Below are 16,765 nucleotides of genomic sequence, written 5' to 3'. Positions count from 1 at the left end.
GAGAGTACGAGCGGACCAGACCAGCCGATGCCAGTTACACTCCTCGACTTGATCCTGCTCGGTGTGATGCTGATCTCGGGCCTGCTTGCCATGGTCCGAGGCTTCATGCGCGAAATCCTCTCGATCGCGGCCTGGGGCACGGCGGCGATCGTGACGCTGTACTCGTTCTCCAAGCTGCTGCCGACTGCAAAGACGTATTTCAACAACGACACCGTCGCGAGCGTGGTCGTGGTCGCCGGTGTGTTCGTCGGTACCCTGGTCGTGGTCTCCGTGATCACGGTCCGGATCTCCGACATGATCCTGGATTCGCGCATTGGCGCGCTTGACCGCACCCTTGGGTTCCTGTTCGGGCTGGCTCGCGGGCTTTTGATCGTCGTGGTGGCCTTCCTATTCTTCACCTGGCTGGTGCCGGACAAGCAGCGTCCGGACTGGGTGTCGGGGGCAAAATCCCGCGTTGTGCTCCAGGGAACCGGTGATTGGCTGATGTCCCTCTTGCCGGACGACCCCGAGAACACCATCTTGAAGAGATTCAAGAAAAACAAACCAGATGATGATCAAGCTGATACCGAGCAGCAGCCTTCGGGCAGTGGCGACGGATACAGTAAACCTGCTCGTGACAGCCTCAAGAAGCTGATCGAGAAACCTGCAGCGCGTTGATTGAGCCAACAGAGAGGCGCGGACGAGATGCGACACCCTGACCAGGACGCCCAACTTGATCTCGATACCGGCCCGGCCGCGCTAGAGCTTCAGGACGACCTGGAGGGAGATACGCTCCGCGAAGAATGCGGTGTGTTCGGCATCTACGGACACCCGGACGCAGCCGCTATCACGGCGCTCGGTCTCCACGCTCTTCAGCACCGCGGCCAGGAGGCCGCTGGCATCGTCTCCTACGATGGCAGCCGCTTCCACAGCGAACGCCGCCTCGGCCTCGTCGGCGATACCTTCTCCCGCCGCGAGGTGATCGACCGCCTGCCCGGCAACATGGCGGTCGGCCATGTCCGCTATTCCACTACCGGCGCGACCATCCTGCGCAACGTGCAGCCGCTGTTCGCCGAGCTCAATGCCGGCGGCCTTGCGGTCGCCCACAACGGCAACCTCACCAACGGCCTGACGCTGCGCCGCGAGCTCGTGAAGCACGGCGCGATGATGCAGTCGACCACCGACACCGAGGTGATCCTGCACCTGGTCGCGCGTTCCAAGCGCGCCCGCTTCATCGAGCGCTATATCGATGCCCTGCGCGAGATCGAAGGCGCCTACGCGCTGGTCTCGCTGACCAACAAGAAACTGGTCGGTGCGCGCGATCCGCGCGGCATCCGTCCGCTGGTGCTCGGCGAGCTCGACGGCTGCCCGATCCTGACATCGGAGACCTGCGCGCTCGACATCATCGGCGCGCGCTTCGTGCGCGACATCGAGGCCGGCGAAGTCATCGTGTTCGACGAGAACGGCCAGGACATCCACAAGCCGTTCCCGCCGATGGCGCCGCGCCCCTGCATCTTCGAATACATCTATTTCTCGCGTCCGGATTCCATCGTCCACGGCCGCTCGGTCTACGAGGTGCGCAAGGCCTTTGGTGCGCAGCTCGCGCGCGAAAGCCATGTGCCGATCGACGTCGTCGTGCCGGTGCCGGATTCCGGCGTGCCCGCCGCGATCGGCTACAGCCAGCATTCCGGCGTGCCGTTCGAGCTCGGCATCATCCGCAATCACTATGTCGGCCGCACCTTCATCCAGCCCACGCAGGCGATCCGCGAATCCGGCGTGCGCATGAAGCATTCGGCCAACCGCGCCGCGATCGAAGGCAAGCGCATCATCCTGATCGACGATTCGCTGGTGCGCGGCACCACCTCGAAGAAGATCGTCCGCATGATGCGCGATGCCGGCGCGAAGGAAGTGCATTTCCGCCTCGCCTCGCCGCCGATCCTCTATCCCGACTACTACGGCATCGACCTGCCCGACCGTGGCGGCCTCCTGGCAGCGACGCATTCGCTGGAGGAGATGCGCGAGATCATCGGCGCGGACTCGCTTGCGTTCCTGTCGATCGACGGCATGTACCGCGCCATGGGCGAGCCCGGCCGCGACCCCGCTAATCCGAAATTCTCGGATCATTGCTTCACGGGCGCCTATCCGACCCACCTCACCGACCAGACCCAGACCGAGCCGCAACCGCGGCAGCTGTCGCTGCTGGCGGAGGCGAGCTGACCCTGTCGTCCTGGCGAAAGCCAGGACCCATTACCACAGGCCCCCGTGGTTCGAAGAAGGTGTAACGACCGCCTTCCCATGCCGTACCTTCACGGCGTATGGGTCCTGGCTTTCGCCAGGCCGACGCTGGACAGAACGTTTCAATGACCAAGCCCCTCGCCAACCGCATCGCTCTCGTCACCGGCGCCTCGCGCGGCATCGGTTTTGCCACGGCACTCGCGTTGGCCAAGGCCGGTGCGCATATCGTGGCCACTGCGCGCACGCAGGGCGGGCTTGAGGAGCTCGACGACGAGATTCGCAAAGCGGGCGGCAACGGCGCCACGCTGGTCCCGCTCAACCTCACCGATTCCGACGGCATCGCGCGCCTCGGCGCAGGCCTGCACGAGCGCTATGGCAAGCTCGATATCCTCGTCGGCAATGCCGGCGTGCTCGGCCCCTCCTCGCCGGTCGGCCATATCGAGCTGAAGACCTTCAACGACGTGATGGCCGTCAACGTCTCCGCGAACTTCCAGCTGATCCGCTGCATGGAGCCGCTGCTGAAGCAGTCCGACGCCGGCCGCGCGGTGTTCATCACCTCGGGCGCCGCCAACAAGGCGACCGCCTATGTCAGCCCCTACGCCGCCTCCAAGGCCGCGCTGGAGACGCTGGCGCGCGCCTGGGCGCAGGAGACCGCGAACACACCCCTGCGTGTCAATTTGTTCAATCCGGGCCCGATCCGCACCCGCATGCGCGCCACCCTGATGCCGGGCGAGGATCCGGCGACGCTTGAGACGCCCGAGCAAGTCGCCGAATTCATCGTGCCAATGTGCGCACCCGACTGGACCGAGACCGGCAAATTCTACGACTACAAGACGCGCAGCTTGATGAGCTTCCGCGCGCCGGCCTGATTGACTTGAGCACCTCCCCGCGATTGACTGCCCGCGCTCAAGCGGCAGCAAGCCGCAAGCCAAAAAAAGGGAGGTTGCCATGGCGCCACGGCATGATCGCGCACACTTCAACCGTGCGCTCGTACGGGTCTCTCACACCTTCGCTATCCTGATCGCAGCCATCGCATTGGCGCTTCCGAACGTTGCCAAGGCCGGTGACGTTCCAACCTTTGCCGTCGACCCGTCCTGGCCAAAACCGCTGCCTAACAATTGGATCCTCGGCCAGGTCGGCGGCATCACCGTCGACTGGCAGGGCCACATCTGGATGATCCACCGTCCGCGCTCGCTCACCGACGACGAGAAAGGCGCGAGCCTCAACCCGCCCCGTTCGAAGTGCTGCGTCTCGGCGCCGCCGGTGCTCGAATTCGATAGCGACGGCAATCTGCTGCGGTCGTGGGGCGGGCCCGGCACCGGCTACGAATGGGTCGGCCGCGAGCACGGCATCGAGGTTGATCCGGCAGGCTTCGTCTGGATTGGCGGCAATGCCGACAACGACAACGCGATCCTGAAGTTCACGCTCGATGGCAAGTTTGTGGCCCAGATCGGCAAGATCGCGCCGAGCCTCGGAAGTAACGACACCACGCAGCTCGGTAAACCCGCCGAAACCGCGCTCGACAAGGACGCCAACGAGATCTACGTCGCCGACGGCTACAGTAACCGCCGCGTCATCGTGTTCGATGCGACCACCCTCGCCTACAAGCGGCACTGGGGCGCCTACGGCAACAAGCCCGATGACGGCAAGCAGGCGGCCTATGATCCCAAGGCCCCGGTCTCGCAGCAATTCGGCAATCCCGTCCATTGCGTGAAGATCGCCAACGACGGTCTCGTTTATATCTGCGACCGCATCAACAACCGCATCCAGGTGTTCAAGAAGGACGGCACCTTCGTGAAGGAGTTCTTCTTTGAGAAGAACACGCTCGGCAACGGCGCGGTGTGGGACATCGCGATCTGGCCTGATCCGAAGCAAACCTGGCTGCTTAGCGCCGATGGCGAGAACAACGAGATCAGGGTGATCAAGCGCGAGGACGGCAGCGTCGTCGGCAGCTTCGGCCACAACGGCCGCAACGCCGGGCAATTCCACTGGGTGCATGCCATGGCGGTCGATGCCGGGGGTAACGTCTATACCGCCGAGGTCGACACCGGAAAGCGCGTCCAGAAATTCAGGCTGACCTCGGACGCGCTGAAATAGCGCCTCAACGCATTTTGCCCAAAAGTTAACCGACGGATGACGCTACGACGCAGCGTCATCCGGCTTTAGGCGCATTGCCGCCGACCCTGGGACCGGCTACGGAGTCCGGCGGCACAAGGCTCCGCAAGAGAGCCGTCCGCATATTTGACAATGGAGGAAACCTTTTATGACGACGACGTTCGCGCGCCGCTCCGCGGCCCTTCTGGCCTGTGCCGCCGTTTTCGGTTTTGCATCATCAGCCTACGCCCAGGACAAGACCATCACGATCGGCGTGCTCAACGACATGTCCAGCCTCTACGCCGACATCGGCGGCCCCAACGCCGTGGTGGCGGTCAAGATGGCTGTCGAGGATTCCGGCCTGCTCGCCAAGGGCTGGAAGATCGATGTGATCAGCGGCGATCACCAGAACAAACCGGACGTCGGCGTCAACATCGCGCGCCAGTGGATCGATACCCAGAAGGTCGACGCGATCGCCGATACGCCGAATTCCGGTGTCGCGCTGGCCGTCAGCAATGTCGTCAAGGAGAAGAACGCGGTCCTGCTCAACAATGGCGGCGCCAGCGCCGACCTCACCGGCAAGGCCTGCAACGCCAATACCATTTCCTACAGCTACGACACCTACATGCTCGCCAACGGCACCGGCAAGGCGCTGACCAAGGCGGGCGGCGACACCTGGTTCTTCCTGACCGCCGATTACGCCTTCGGCGCGGCGCTCGAACGTGACACCAGCGCGGTCGTTACCGCCAGCGGCGGCAAGGTGCTGGGCGGCGTCAAGCATCCGCTCAACACGTCGGACTTCTCGTCGTTCCTGCTGCAGGCGCAGAACTCCAAGGCGAAGATCGTCGGGCTTGCGAATGCCGGCGGCGATACCACCAACGCGATCAAGCAGGCGGCCGAATTCGGCATCGTCGAAGGCGGCCAGAAGCTCGCAGCGCTGCTGCTCTTCATCAACGACGTCCACTCGCTCGGCCTGAAGACCGCGCACGGCCTGACCTTCACTGAATCGTTCTACTGGGATCTGAACGACAACACCCGCGCATGGTCGAAGAAATTCCAGGAACGAGTGACCAATCACGCGATGCCATCAATGACCCAGGCCGGCAATTATGCCGCCGTGCTGCATTACCTGAAGGCGATGGAAGCGCTCGGCGGCAATCCGCATGACGGCGCCAAGGTCGTTGCCAAGATGAAGGAGCTTCCGACCGACGATCCGCTGTTCGGCAAGGGCCCGCTGCGCGAGGACGGCCGCCGCATCATCCCGGCCTATCTGTTCGAGGTGAAGAAGCCCGAGGAGTCGAAGGGGCCGTGGGACTATTACAAGCTGGTCGCGACCATCCCGGCGGAAGATGCCGCCAAGCCGCTCAAGGACAGCGAGTGTCCGCTGGTGAAGAAGTGACCGCGTAGCGGTCATCCCCGGGGCGATGCAAAGCATCGAGCTATGGTGCGCAATTGCGCACCTGAGGATTTCGCGCGGCATCGATGCTGCCGTAGGGTGGGCAAAGCGAAGCGTGCCCACCGCTACTTGAAGTCATGGAGAGATGGTGGGCACGGCGCAAGTGCGCCTTTGCCCACCTTACGAGACCGTCTTCGTATTCGCCAGCGTCCGCACCGCGATCGCGACGCAACCTACCATCAACACCGCCGCAAGCAGAAACGGCGCGCCGGGCAAATGCAGCGGCGCGCTGCCGCCGATGAAATATGAAAACGTCAGCGTGAACAGGAACGGCCCCACGAGCTGCGCGACGCTCTGCACGCTCGAGGTCGCGCCCTGCAACTGGCCCTGCTGATCGGGCGCGACCAGCCGCGTCATCAGCGCCTGAAGTGCAGCACCCGCGATTCCCCATAGCGACATCACGGGAATGCCGAGCCAGAACAGCAGCCCGGTCGTGGCGCTGCCGAAGATCGAAAAGCCGATGGCGCCGCAGCATAATCCAAGCAGCAATGTGCTCCGTTCGCCAAGCACGCGCACGATCGGCCCGATAGCGAGCCCTTGCACCAGCATGGCGCAGACGCCGACCATCGCCAGCGTCAGCCCGACGGTCTTGGAATCCCAGCCATAGCGATAGGTCGCATAGAGCACGAAGGTCGACGGCAGCACGACATGCGCGACCTGTGCGATAAAATTGATCACCGACAAAGCCGCCAGCCCCGCATTGGAGCGCAGCAGATGCACGGCCCCGACCGGATTGGCGCTGGTCCAGCGGAACGGCGCGCGCTTCTCCTGCGCCAGTGATTCCGGCAGGATCAACAGGCCGTAGAGCGCGTTGGCAAAGCTCAAACCCGCCGAAGCCCAGAACGGCAATCGCGGATCGATATCGCCGAGCAGGCCGCCCAGCGCCGGGCCGAGGATGAAGCCGGCACCGAACGCCGCACCAATCTTGCCAAACACCGCCGCGCGCCGCTCCGGCGGCGTGATGTCGGCGATATAGGCAAAGGCGGTCGAGATGCTGGCCGAGGTGATGCCGGAGATCACGCGGCCGACGAACAGCCAATTCAGCGACGGCGCCAGCGCCATCAGCACGTAGTCGGCGGCAAGCCCGAAATTCGACAACAGCACCACCGGCCGACGACCGAAACGATCCGACAGCGCGCCGAGCAGCGGCGAGAACACGAATTGCATCAGCGCCCAGGCCGTGCCGAACAGACCGAAGATGCGGGCTGCATGCGCGGTGTCGTTGCCGACAAAACTCTCGATCAGCTTAGGCAGGATCGGCATGATCACGCCGAGCGCGAGCATGTCGAGCAGGATGGTGACGAAGATGAAGGCGACGGCACCGCGCCGGACCGGCGCAGCGCCTTGCGCCATCGCCTCACCGGCCTCGCCGCTCACGACGGCCGCTTGCGCTTGTGCGCGAAGGGATTGGCCTTCTCGCGCAAGGTGATGCGCACCGGCGTGCCCGGCAGGTCGAAGGCCTCGCGCATCGAGTTGATGAGGTAGCGCAAGTAAGACTGCGGCACGGCATCCGCACGCGAGCAGAACAGCACGAAGCTCGGCGGGCGCGCTTTGGTCTGCGTGATGTAGTTCAGCTTCAGCCGGCGGCCGGATACCGCGGGCGGCGGATTGGCCTGGACCGCTTCTTCGAACCAGCGGTTCAATGCCGAGGTCGAGACGCGCTTATTCCAGAGTGCGTAAGCGTCCTGGATCGCCTGCATCAGGCGATCGATGCCCTCGCCCATCAGGCCGGAGACGGCGACGATCGGCACGCCCTTGACCTGCGGCAGCCAATGGTCGGCGTCGCGACGCAACGTCGAGATCGCGCCGCCGCCCTTGGTCTCCATCAGGTCCCATTTGTTGACGGCGAGCACCATCGCCCGGCCCTCGCGCTCGATCAGATCGGCGATGCGCAGATCCTGCTCCTCGAAGCGGTTCTGCGAATCCATCATCATCACGACGACTTCGGCAAAGCGCACTGCGCGCAGCGCGTCCGCAACCGAGAGCTTTTCCAGCTTCTCCTCGATGCGGGAGCGCCGGCGCAGACCTGCCGTATCGAACACGCGAAATTCGCGGCCCTTCCAATTGAGCTCGACCGCGATGGAATCGCGCGTGGTGCCGGCCTCCGGGCTCGTCAGCAGGCGCTCCTCGCCGAGCAGATGGTTGATCATTGTCGACTTGCCGGCATTGGGCCGGCCGACGATGGCAACCCGGATCGGACGCGTCGCGGCCTCTTCCTCGGTGAGAGGCTCGTCGTCCTCGGCCTCATCCTCGTCGACGGGCTCCGGCATCAGCTTAGCGAGCTCATCGTAGAGTTCGCCCATGCCCTCGCCATGCTCGGCCGAGATCTGGATGGGATCGCCGAGGCCGAGCGCAAAGGATTCCATCGCGCCGGCGTCGCCATGCTTGCCTTCGCTCTTGTTGGCGACCAGCAGCACCGGCTTGTTGGCCTTACGGGCGAAATCGGCGAAGGCGCGGTCGGTGGGCGTGAGGCCGATACGTGCATCGATCACGAAGAACAGGGCATCGGCCTGCGCGATCGCAGTCTCGGTTTGCTCCTGCATGCGCGCGGTCAGCGAACCCTTGGCGCCCTCGTCGAGGCCGGCGGTATCGATGATGGTGAATTCGAGATCGCCGAGCCTGGCCTCGCCCTCGCGGCGGTCGCGGGTGACGCCGGGCAAGTCATCGACAAGCGCAAGCTTCTGTCCGACCAGGCGGTTGAACAGCGTCGACTTGCCGACATTGGGTCGGCCGATGATGGCTATCGTAAAGGACATCAGTCATTCGTGCGCCGTCGAGGTAGCGCCTGTCAAATCGGTGAAAAATATCAGCGCGAGAAACTGCCGCTGGGCATCGGCGCCGGGAAGGCCCCCTGCGTCTGCTGTTGCTGGGTGGTCTGCGCCGATTGCGCCGGCTGCTGTGCGGGTTGATCCGGTGGTGGCGCGGTGGTGCGCTTGCGGACGATCTTATGCTTGGGCGGGGGAGCCGCCGGCGCCGGTGCCGCCTCGGGCTGGGCCTCGCCGTCGACCTCGCCGGCCGGCGCTTCAGCTGGTGCGGCTGCGGTCGCGGCAGGCTGCTTGCTCTTCTTGCCCTTTGCGGATTTCGACGATTTGGCGGGCTCAGCCGGCGGAGGCTCGGCCGGCAGCGCCGCGACGGCAGGTGCGTTCGGATCCTGCTGTTGCTGCGCGCCCTTGTACATGTCCTTCGGCACGCCCTGCTCGAGACCCGGCACGCCCTCGGGGAAGACCGGCTTGCGGTCGCCCGGCAGCTTCTTCTTGGTGTCGAGGAAGTCGAGCAGATCGCTCGGATCGAATCCGCCGCTGGAGCAGCCGCCCAGGAGGCCCGTGAAGGCGATCAGGACGGCAGCTGCGATGAAACGTGGCGTACGGCGCATATCGATATCTCGTCTCAGCTCTCTAGACCGTCAGCTCAGCTCTTGGCGACGGGGGGCAGCAGGGCCTGGAGCGCTTCGGCGCGCGAGCGCAGGCCCGGCGGCGTCTCGCCATCCTCGGCGATCGCGTCGACCCATTTGCGGGCCGCGGTCATGTCGTTGTTGCGCCAGGCCGACAGCGCCAGTAACTCGCGGGCGCTGTGGCGGAAGGTCGATTTAGGCTCGGCAGAAGTCTCCAGCCGCTGCTGGATGTCGGCGTAGCTAGCGCTGTCCACGAGCAGGCCGGCGGCGCGAATCTTGGCAAGATCCCGCCACTCGCTGCCGACACCGGTGTCAGCCACGATATCGTCGTACATCTTGGCCGCCGCCTTGGAATCGCGGGCCGATGCCTCGGCCGCAGCGCGGAGCCGCGCCAGGGTGCGGTAGCCGGATGGGGCCTTGGCAGCGAGATCGGCAAAGGCCGTCTCGGCCTCGGCGTGCTTGCCCTGCTCCGACAGCTCGACGGCCTTCTCGAAGATCGCGCCGGCCTCGGCGGCCTTCTTGGCCTCCAGATACTGGTAGCCGCGCCAGCCGCCCACAGCCGCCACGACCAGCACCATCAGGGCGATGAAGTAGAGCGAATATTTGTCCCACAGCTTTTTGAGCTGCTCGCGACGGACTTCCTCGTCGACTTCGTCAAATAATTCAGACACTTATGCTAATCCCATGCCCGGCCGGGACCGCGCGCCACATCGTGCGCGTCTAAAGCCCGTCCCCACGTCGCGGCGGCGATACCCTATCGATATGGCGGAGGCAAGGCAAAGCAAGGCCGATCAAGGCGTTAACGCGCGATCCGGGATAATCCGGGAAACCGGGGACCGCCCGGTCCGAGCCCCTACCACAGCTCCCGCAGCTGCCGTTTCAGCACCTTGCCATTGGCATTGCGCGGGAGCGGCTCGGCGGTGATCGCCATCGTCTCCGGCACCTTGTAGTCGGACAGCCGTTCGGCGCACCAGGATCGCAGGTCGTCGCCGGCAACGGGTGTGCGCGTGACCACCACCGCATGGACGCGCTCGCCCAGCACCGGGCACGGCTTTGCGATGATCGCACTCTCGACCACGGCGGGGTGGCCGGCCAGCACGGATTCGACCTCGGCCGAATAGATCTTCAGGCCGCCGCGGTTGATCATGTCCTTCTGCCGGTCGAACACGCGGACGAAGCCTTCGGCGTCGACCGAGCCAAGATCGCCGGAATGCCAGAAGCCGGCGGTAAAACTCTCGGCCGTGGCCTTCGGGTTGTTCCAGTAGCCCTTGATGACGGACGCGCTCTGGATCCAGAGCTCGCCGATCTCGCCGGGCGGCAGCTCGCGCTCGTCCGTTCCCATCACCATGATGCGCGCACCCGGACACGGCAGGCCGACACTGTCGATGTGGCTTGCGGTCAACTCGCCCGGCATGATGGTGGACGGCGACGTCGTCTCGGTGGAGCCGTAGCAATTCGCGAGCTTCAGGCCCGGAATCGTCGCCTCGAGCTTCTCGATGGTCGCGACCGGCATCGGTGCGCCGCCGAAACCGCCGATGCGCCAGCTCGAAAGATCATAGCTGTCAAAATCCGGCTGCAGCAGGCAGAGATTGTACATCGCCGGCACCATCACCGTGTAGGTGACGCGCTCGCGCGCGGCGAGCTTGAGATAATCAGCCGCCTTGAATTCAGGCATGATGATCAGCGCGCCACTGCTGCGGATCATGGTCGTGATGTTGGCGACGACGCCCGTGACGTGCCCGAGCGGCACGGCCGCGATCGAGCGGTCGGCTGCCGTCAATTGCAAACAGGACACGAACACCATCGAGGAATGCACGATGTTGCAATGGGCCAGCATCGCGCCCTTCGGCTTGCCGGTTGTGCCCGAGGTGTAGAGGATCATCGCGGTGTCCTCCTCGCTCACTTCGACAGGTGTCGGAGCCGGAGCGTTGTCCGCGAGCACCGCGAAGCGCGACAGCGCCGGATCGCCGTCGATGGCAACGCGATGGATCACATCGGGCACATCCTGCGCATCGGGCAGCCGCTCGGCGAGACCCGCTTCGTGGATCAGGATTTTGGCGCCGCAATCAGTCAGGACATAGGCGATCTCCGGCTTCTGCTGGCGCGTGCTGAGCAGCACGGTGACCAGCCCTTCATGCGCGGCGGCAAACAGTAGCAGTGGGAATTCGATGCGGTTACCGAGCAGGATCGCAACACGGTCGCCGCGCTGCAGGCCGAGCTTGCGAAAGCCCGAGGCAATCCGCGTGGCCTGCTCCACCGCCTGCCGCCAGCTCAGCCGGACATTGCCGCAGACCAGCGCCTCGCCATCGCCGTTACGCGCGGCGGCCTCGGCAATCATCGCCCAGAGACTAGCCGGTCGATCGGTGAAGGCCGGCACCACCCGATCGCCAAAACGCGTCTCGAACCGCATCGGTGGAATCTGAGATTGCGACCAGTCCATCGGAGGGTCCTCGGCTTGTTGCTTTTGTCACCTTCCGCGCATGCGCACGCGGGTGCTGTCTTGCGCTGATCGGCTACCCACCCATGACGGGAACACCGATCACGACAGGATGGAATGCAAACGCCAACGCCAGATAGGCGACGATGCCGACCGCAATCGCAATCAGATCGTTGGTGACGCCGCCCACGGGAATCGGCGGACCGCCGCTATCGGTGCGATGCTTGAGCGAAATGCGGTCATAGACCCCCCAGCCCAGAAACGAGCCGAACAGGATGATGGAGCCGAGATCGCCATTGGCGAGCAGATGCGCCGCCGCCCACAGCTTGACGCCGGCAAGCATCGGATGCTTCAGCGTCGCATAGATGCGGCCACGCAAATAGGACGCGACCACCAGGATGACGGCAGGCAGCATCAGCGCCACCGTGATGTGCTTCATCGCCTTCGGCGGATACCAGACATCGATCCAGCCGGTCGCGCGATAATGGGCAAAACCCCAGATGATCAGCGCCAGTCCCGCAAGCGAGACGACCGAATAGAGGATCTTGTAGGTCCCCTCGCCCAGCCGCGCGATCGCCTGCGCGCGCGCGTCACGTTTCGTTGTGAAAACATGGGCGGCAAAAAACAGCACCAGCCCCAGGATCATCACCAGCAGACCCACGACATCCTCCCCTCAACCAGCGCCCCCGCCCATGGCGTATCATCGATTGGCCGCCGGTCGCAACTGATGCGCTATTTGCCAGTCTCGCGATTATCGACGTAGCGGATCGCGATCGGACGCCCGGCCAGGGCGCCCCCGAGGCCGCTGGTGAATTTCAGCGGCAGGCAGGCATTCAGCGACGAATTGATCGCGTTGAGGTAGGTGGTTCGTGTATCGGCGGGGACGCCCGCAGTCGCAAAGGTCAGCCGAGGCGGACCGATCAGGCCGCCGGCTTTATTGAAGCTGAAGCGGACAGCCACCTGCATGCCTGCGTGCGCATTGTCCGATGGCGGTGACCAGCAAGTGCGAAGCTCGGCAAAGAGATCGCCGATCGTATCGAGATCGTGATCCGGTTTTTGATACTTGGCCCGATCAGTCTCGGCGGGCACGCTCTCGATCGTGAGCTGGAGGTTCTGGCCATAGGGATAGTCGATCTCGGGAATGCAGGGGCCGGGCTCGAGCGGACTGCAATAGGACGGCGTGCAGGGCCGGCCGTCGAGCACACTACACGGCTCGTGCGCAAACGGGATCGGATTGATCTGGCGACGCTGCGCGTCGGCGGCGACGGTTGATGTCGCCAACAGTGTGAGAACGAGAATGCCGCGCCACATGTCTTAAGCTCGCGATGTCACGTCGGTGAAACGTGGCACCGTTCGTGACTGCGTCAAGCCCGCGGACGTTCACATACTCGCGCTCAAGTGGCCGGGCTTCGCCCTAGCCCTTCTTCTTGACGTCCTTGACGTTGGTGAACTCGATGCCCTCGGCGCGTTCCCTTGTGTAGCCGAGATAGAACTCGTTTCGGGCGAGATACACGGGATCGCCGTCGACATCGTCGGCGATGCTGGAGGTGTTGGCTGCGATGAAGGTGTCGAGCTTCTTGCGGTCCTCCGAGGAAACCCAGCGGGCGAGCTGGAACTCGCTCACCTCGAACTCGACCGGCAGCGAATATTCCGCATCGAGCCGTGCCTTGAGCACGTCGAGCTGCAGCGCGCCGACCACGCCGACCAGCGCCGGAGCACCGTCGCGCGGACGGAACACCTGCACGACGCCCTCTTCCGACATCTGCTGAAGCGCTTCCTTCAGCTTCTTCGCCTTCATCGCGTCGGTGAGACGGACGCGGCGAACGATTTCAGGCGCGAAGCTCGGCACGCCGACGAAGTTGAAATCCTCGCCCTCGGTCAGCGTATCGCCGATGCGCAGCGTGCCGTGATTGGGAATGCCGACGACGTCGCCGGCAAAGGCCTCGTCCGCCACCGAACGGTCCTGGGCAAAGAAGAATTGCGGGCTCGACAGCGGCATGCTCTTGCCGGTGCGCACCAGCTTCGCCTTCATGCCGCGGCTGAGCTTACCGGAGCAGAGCCGCGCAAACGCGATGCGGTCGCGGTGGTTCGGATCCATGTTGGCCTGGATCTTGAACACGAAGGCGCTCATGCGCGGATCGGTCGCTTCGACCTTGCGCTGGTCGCTGTCCTGGGCGCGCGGTTCGGGCGCGAACTTGCCGAGGCCTTCCAAGAGATCGCCGACGCCGAAATTGCGTAGCGCGCTGCCGAAATAGACCGGCGTCAGATGGCCCTCGCGGAACGCGTCGAGCTCGAACGGTTTCGAGGCCTCAGTGACGAGCTCGAGCTCATCCTTCACCGCCGAGACGTCGAGATTGGCATTGAGCTTGGCAAGTTCAGCGATCTCGATCTGCTGCGCAGCGCCCGTCTTGGCACCGCCGCCTTCGAGCAGGCGTACGCCACCATTGACGACGTCATAGGTGCCGAGGAAATCGCGGCCGCGGCCGACCGGCCAGGTCATCGGCGTGGTGTCGAGCGCCAGCGTCTTCTCGATCTCGTCGAGCAGCTCGAAAACGTCGCGGCTCTCGCGGTCCATTTTGTTGATGAAGGTGATGATCGGGATATCGCGAAGACGACACACCTCGAACAGCTTTCGCGTCCGCGCCTCGATGCCCTTGGCGGCGTCGATCACCATAACGGCGGAGTCGACCGCCGTGAGCGTACGATAGGTGTCTTCCGAAAAGTCTTCGTGGCCCGGCGTATCCAGGAGGTTGAAGACGAGGCCTTCAAACTCGAAGGTCATGACCGAGGTCACGACCGAGATGCCGCGCTCGCGCTCGATCTTCATCCAGTCCGAGCGGGTGTTGCGCCGTTCGCCCTTGGCCTTGACCTGGCCGGCCAGATTGATGGCGCCGCCGAACAGCAGCAGCTTTTCGGTCAGCGTGGTCTTGCCGGCGTCCGGGTGCGAAATGATCGCAAACGTACGGCGCCGGGCCACTTCCTCGGAAAGCGGCGAACGGGACGGCGATTCGGATGGAACAGCGGTATCGGACATGGCGGGGCAGCGTTTGGCAGGGAAAACGGACGCAATCAAGGGCGTTTTGTCGCAATGCGGAATGGCCGCACCACCCCCATATAGGGATGCGAAGGACGACATTCTCCTCACCACACCATCTGCGGGGACGACCCTGCCATATCCGGAGGGTTCGCCATGGCATGGGCCATTCTGTTCGCCGCAGGTCTCCTCGAGATCGGCTGGGCGATCGGGCTGAAATATACCGAGGGGTTCTCGCGGCTGGTGCCGTCGGCCCTGACGCTGGCCGCGATGGCCGGCAGCGTCATCCTGCTCGGCGTCGCGCTCAAATCCCTGCCAATCGGAACCGCCTATGCGGTCTGGACCGGCATCGGCGCGGTCGGAACCGCGACGCTGGGCATCATCCTGTTGGGCGAACCGGCCACCGCACTTCGCCTCGCCAGCATCGGGCTGATCGTGGCCGGCATTGTCGGGCTGAAGCTCGTTACTTGAATATCAGGACCGCCCACCAGCTCAGCGCCGCGACGATGGCCGAGGCCGGGATCGTGATCACCCAGGCATAGACGATCGAGCTCGCCACGTTCCAGCGCACCGCCGAGACGCGGCGGGCCGCGCCGACGCCGACGATGGCGCCGGTGATGGTGTGGGTGGTCGAGACGGGAACGCCGAGGAAGGTGGCTATGAACAGGGTTGCCGCCCCGCCGGTCTCGGCGCAGAAACCCTGCATCGGCGTCAGCTTGGTGATGCGCAGGCCCATGGTGCGGACGATGCGCCAACCGCCCATCAGCGTGCCCAGTGCCATCGCGGCCTGGCAGGACAGCACCACCCAGAACGGCACGGTGAATTCGCCGCCGAGATGGCCCTGCGAATAGAGCAGCACGGCGATGATGCCCATCGTCTTCTGCGCATCATTGCCGCCATGGCCGAGCGAATAGAGCGAGGCGGAGGCGAATTGCAGGATGCGGAAGGCGCGGTCGACCGCGAACGGCGTCGAACGCACCGAGAGCCAGGACACGATCGCAACTAGCACCATCGCAAGCAGGAATCCGACCAGCGGCGACAGCACGATCGCCAGCACCGCCTTGGTCAGTCCGCTCCAGACCGCCGCCGATAGTCCGGCCTTGGCCATGCCGCCGCCGACGAGGCCGCCGATCAGCGCATGCGAGGAGGAAGACGGGATGCCGATCGCCCAGGTCACGAGATTCCAGACGATGGCGCCGACAAGCGCTGCGAAGATCACCTGGGCATCGACAATCGCGGGATCGATGATGCCGGTGCCGATGGTTTGAGCGACGTGCAGCCCAAACACCGTGAAGGCAACGAAATTGAAGAACGCAGCCCAGAACACCGCGAACTGCGGCCGCAGCACGCGCGTGGACACGATGGTCGCGATCGAATTGGCGGCGTCGTGCAAGCCGTTCAGAAAGTCGAACAGCAGCGCGACGGCAATCAATCCGACCAGGACGGGAAGACCCAACGCAGCATCCACGGCGCGGCCCCTGCCCTAAACCTGTTCAATAACGATGCTGTTGATCTCGTTCGCGACGTCGTCGAAGCGATCGGCCACCTTCTCGAGGTGATCGTAGATTTCGACGCCGACGATGAAGTCCATCGCACTGCCGTCACGGTGCTTGAGGAACAACTCCTTCAGCCCGATGTCATGGAGATCGTCGACGCGGCCTTCGAGCTTGGTCAGCTCTTCGGTGATCGCGGTCAGCATCGCGACATTGGGCCCGATTGACTGCATCAGCGGCAGCGCACGTCCGACCAGATTGGCGCATTCGATCAGGAGCGCACCGATCTCGCGCATGGGCGGCTCGAAGGTGCGGACCTCGAACAGCATCACGGCTTTGGCGGTCTGCTGCATCTGGTCGATGGCATCGTCCATCGAGGTAATGAGGTTCTTGATGTCGCCGCGGTCGAACGGCGTGATGAAGGTGCGGCGCACCGCCGTCAGCACCTCGCGCGTGATGTTGTCGGCATCGTTCTCGAACTGGTTGACGCGCTGACAGTAGACCGGCGTCTCCTCGCCGCCGTTCAGCACGCCCTGGAGCGCGATCGCGCCCTGGATCACGGTCTGGGCGTGGCGGTCGAACAGGTCGAAGAACCGTTCTTCCTTGGGCAGGAAAGCGCGAAACCATCGCATCATGGGGATAGTCT

General features: G+C 64.3%; 16 protein-coding genes. 6 read left to right on the top strand and 10 right to left on the bottom strand.

What is annotated here, in order from left to right:
- The first annotated feature begins 27 nt into the window (after positions 1 to 27).
- From ACLFLU_RS19670 to ACLFLU_RS19650, 5 genes are all read left to right on the top strand, one after another.
- Positions 28 to 657, top strand: a complete 630-nt coding sequence (locus ACLFLU_RS19670) for a CvpA family protein (RefSeq protein WP_092234672.1) — start codon at positions 28 to 30, stop codon at positions 655 to 657.
- Between the two features lie 27 nt (positions 658 to 684).
- Positions 685 to 2,196, top strand: a complete 1,512-nt coding sequence (gene purF / locus ACLFLU_RS19665) for an amidophosphoribosyltransferase (protein WP_426413804.1) — start codon at positions 685 to 687, stop codon at positions 2,194 to 2,196.
- Positions 2,197 to 2,339: 143 nt separating this feature from the next.
- On the top strand, positions 2,340 to 3,083 hold the full coding sequence (locus ACLFLU_RS19660) for an SDR family NAD(P)-dependent oxidoreductase (RefSeq protein ID WP_426413803.1): 744 nt from the start codon (positions 2,340 to 2,342) through the stop codon (positions 3,081 to 3,083).
- 79 nt (positions 3,084 to 3,162) lie between these two features.
- On the top strand, positions 3,163 to 4,311 hold the full coding sequence (locus ACLFLU_RS19655; RefSeq protein WP_426413802.1) for a hypothetical protein: 1,149 nt from the start codon (positions 3,163 to 3,165) through the stop codon (positions 4,309 to 4,311).
- 166 nt (positions 4,312 to 4,477) lie between these two features.
- On the top strand, positions 4,478 to 5,707 hold the full coding sequence (locus ACLFLU_RS19650; protein WP_426413801.1) for an ABC transporter substrate-binding protein: 1,230 nt from the start codon (positions 4,478 to 4,480) through the stop codon (positions 5,705 to 5,707).
- Between the two features lie 177 nt (positions 5,708 to 5,884).
- On the opposite strand, the gene ACLFLU_RS19645 is transcribed toward ACLFLU_RS19650, so the two are convergent.
- From ACLFLU_RS19645 to ACLFLU_RS19610, 8 genes are all read right to left on the bottom strand, one after another.
- Positions 5,885 to 7,141, bottom strand: coding sequence for a TCR/Tet family MFS transporter (locus ACLFLU_RS19645; RefSeq protein WP_426413800.1), 1,257 nt, complete (start codon positions 7,139 to 7,141; stop codon positions 5,885 to 5,887).
- Complete coding sequence (gene der / locus ACLFLU_RS19640; protein ID WP_426413799.1) at positions 7,138 to 8,520, bottom strand: ribosome biogenesis GTPase Der; 1,383 nt, start codon at positions 8,518 to 8,520, stop codon at positions 7,138 to 7,140. Before der ends, ACLFLU_RS19645 begins: the two co-directional genes overlap by 4 nt.
- Before the next feature lie 50 nt (positions 8,521 to 8,570).
- Complete coding sequence (locus tag ACLFLU_RS19635; protein WP_426413798.1) at positions 8,571 to 9,137, bottom strand: hypothetical protein; 567 nt, start codon at positions 9,135 to 9,137, stop codon at positions 8,571 to 8,573.
- 35 nt (positions 9,138 to 9,172) lie between these two features.
- Positions 9,173 to 9,826 (bottom strand): tetratricopeptide repeat protein, encoded by a 654-nt coding sequence (locus ACLFLU_RS19630; protein ID WP_426413797.1) that lies wholly within the window; start codon positions 9,824 to 9,826, stop codon positions 9,173 to 9,175.
- Between the two features lie 182 nt (positions 9,827 to 10,008).
- Positions 10,009 to 11,595 (bottom strand): class I adenylate-forming enzyme family protein, encoded by a 1,587-nt coding sequence (locus tag ACLFLU_RS19625; RefSeq protein WP_426413796.1) that lies wholly within the window; start codon positions 11,593 to 11,595, stop codon positions 10,009 to 10,011.
- Positions 11,596 to 11,668: 73 nt separating this feature from the next.
- The gene (locus ACLFLU_RS19620) at positions 11,669 to 12,253 is read right to left on the bottom strand and encodes an NnrU family protein (protein ID WP_426413795.1); all 585 of its coding nucleotides are present in this window, start codon (positions 12,251 to 12,253) and stop codon (positions 11,669 to 11,671) included.
- Between the two features lie 71 nt (positions 12,254 to 12,324).
- Positions 12,325 to 12,903 (bottom strand): hypothetical protein, encoded by a 579-nt coding sequence (locus ACLFLU_RS19615; RefSeq protein WP_426413794.1) that lies wholly within the window; start codon positions 12,901 to 12,903, stop codon positions 12,325 to 12,327.
- A gap of 103 nt (positions 12,904 to 13,006) precedes the next feature.
- Positions 13,007 to 14,626 (bottom strand): peptide chain release factor 3, encoded by a 1,620-nt coding sequence (locus ACLFLU_RS19610; protein WP_426413793.1) that lies wholly within the window; start codon positions 14,624 to 14,626, stop codon positions 13,007 to 13,009.
- Between the two features lie 156 nt (positions 14,627 to 14,782).
- Between ACLFLU_RS19610 and sugE the strand changes: the two genes are divergently transcribed.
- On the top strand, positions 14,783 to 15,097 hold the full coding sequence (gene sugE, locus ACLFLU_RS19605) for a quaternary ammonium compound efflux SMR transporter SugE (RefSeq protein WP_426413792.1): 315 nt from the start codon (positions 14,783 to 14,785) through the stop codon (positions 15,095 to 15,097).
- On the opposite strand, the gene ACLFLU_RS19600 is transcribed toward sugE, so the two are convergent.
- On the bottom strand, positions 15,090 to 16,094 hold the full coding sequence (locus ACLFLU_RS19600) for an anion permease (RefSeq protein WP_426413791.1): 1,005 nt from the start codon (positions 16,092 to 16,094) through the stop codon (positions 15,090 to 15,092). The genes sugE and ACLFLU_RS19600 overlap by 8 nt on opposite strands.
- A 15-nt stretch (positions 16,095 to 16,109) precedes the next feature.
- Positions 16,110 to 16,754: a DUF47 domain-containing protein gene (locus ACLFLU_RS19595; protein ID WP_234680631.1), complete on the bottom strand. Its 645-nt coding sequence runs from the start codon at positions 16,752 to 16,754 to the stop codon at positions 16,110 to 16,112.
- Between the last annotated feature and the right edge of the window lie 11 nt (positions 16,755 to 16,765).

The organism is Bradyrhizobium ganzhouense (genome assembly GCF_049949285.1).
GTDB lineage: Bacteria > Pseudomonadota > Alphaproteobacteria > Rhizobiales > Xanthobacteraceae > Bradyrhizobium > Bradyrhizobium ganzhouense.
The sequence above is the reverse complement of the archived record's forward strand: the minus strand, read 5'-3'. Positions and strand labels throughout refer to the sequence as shown.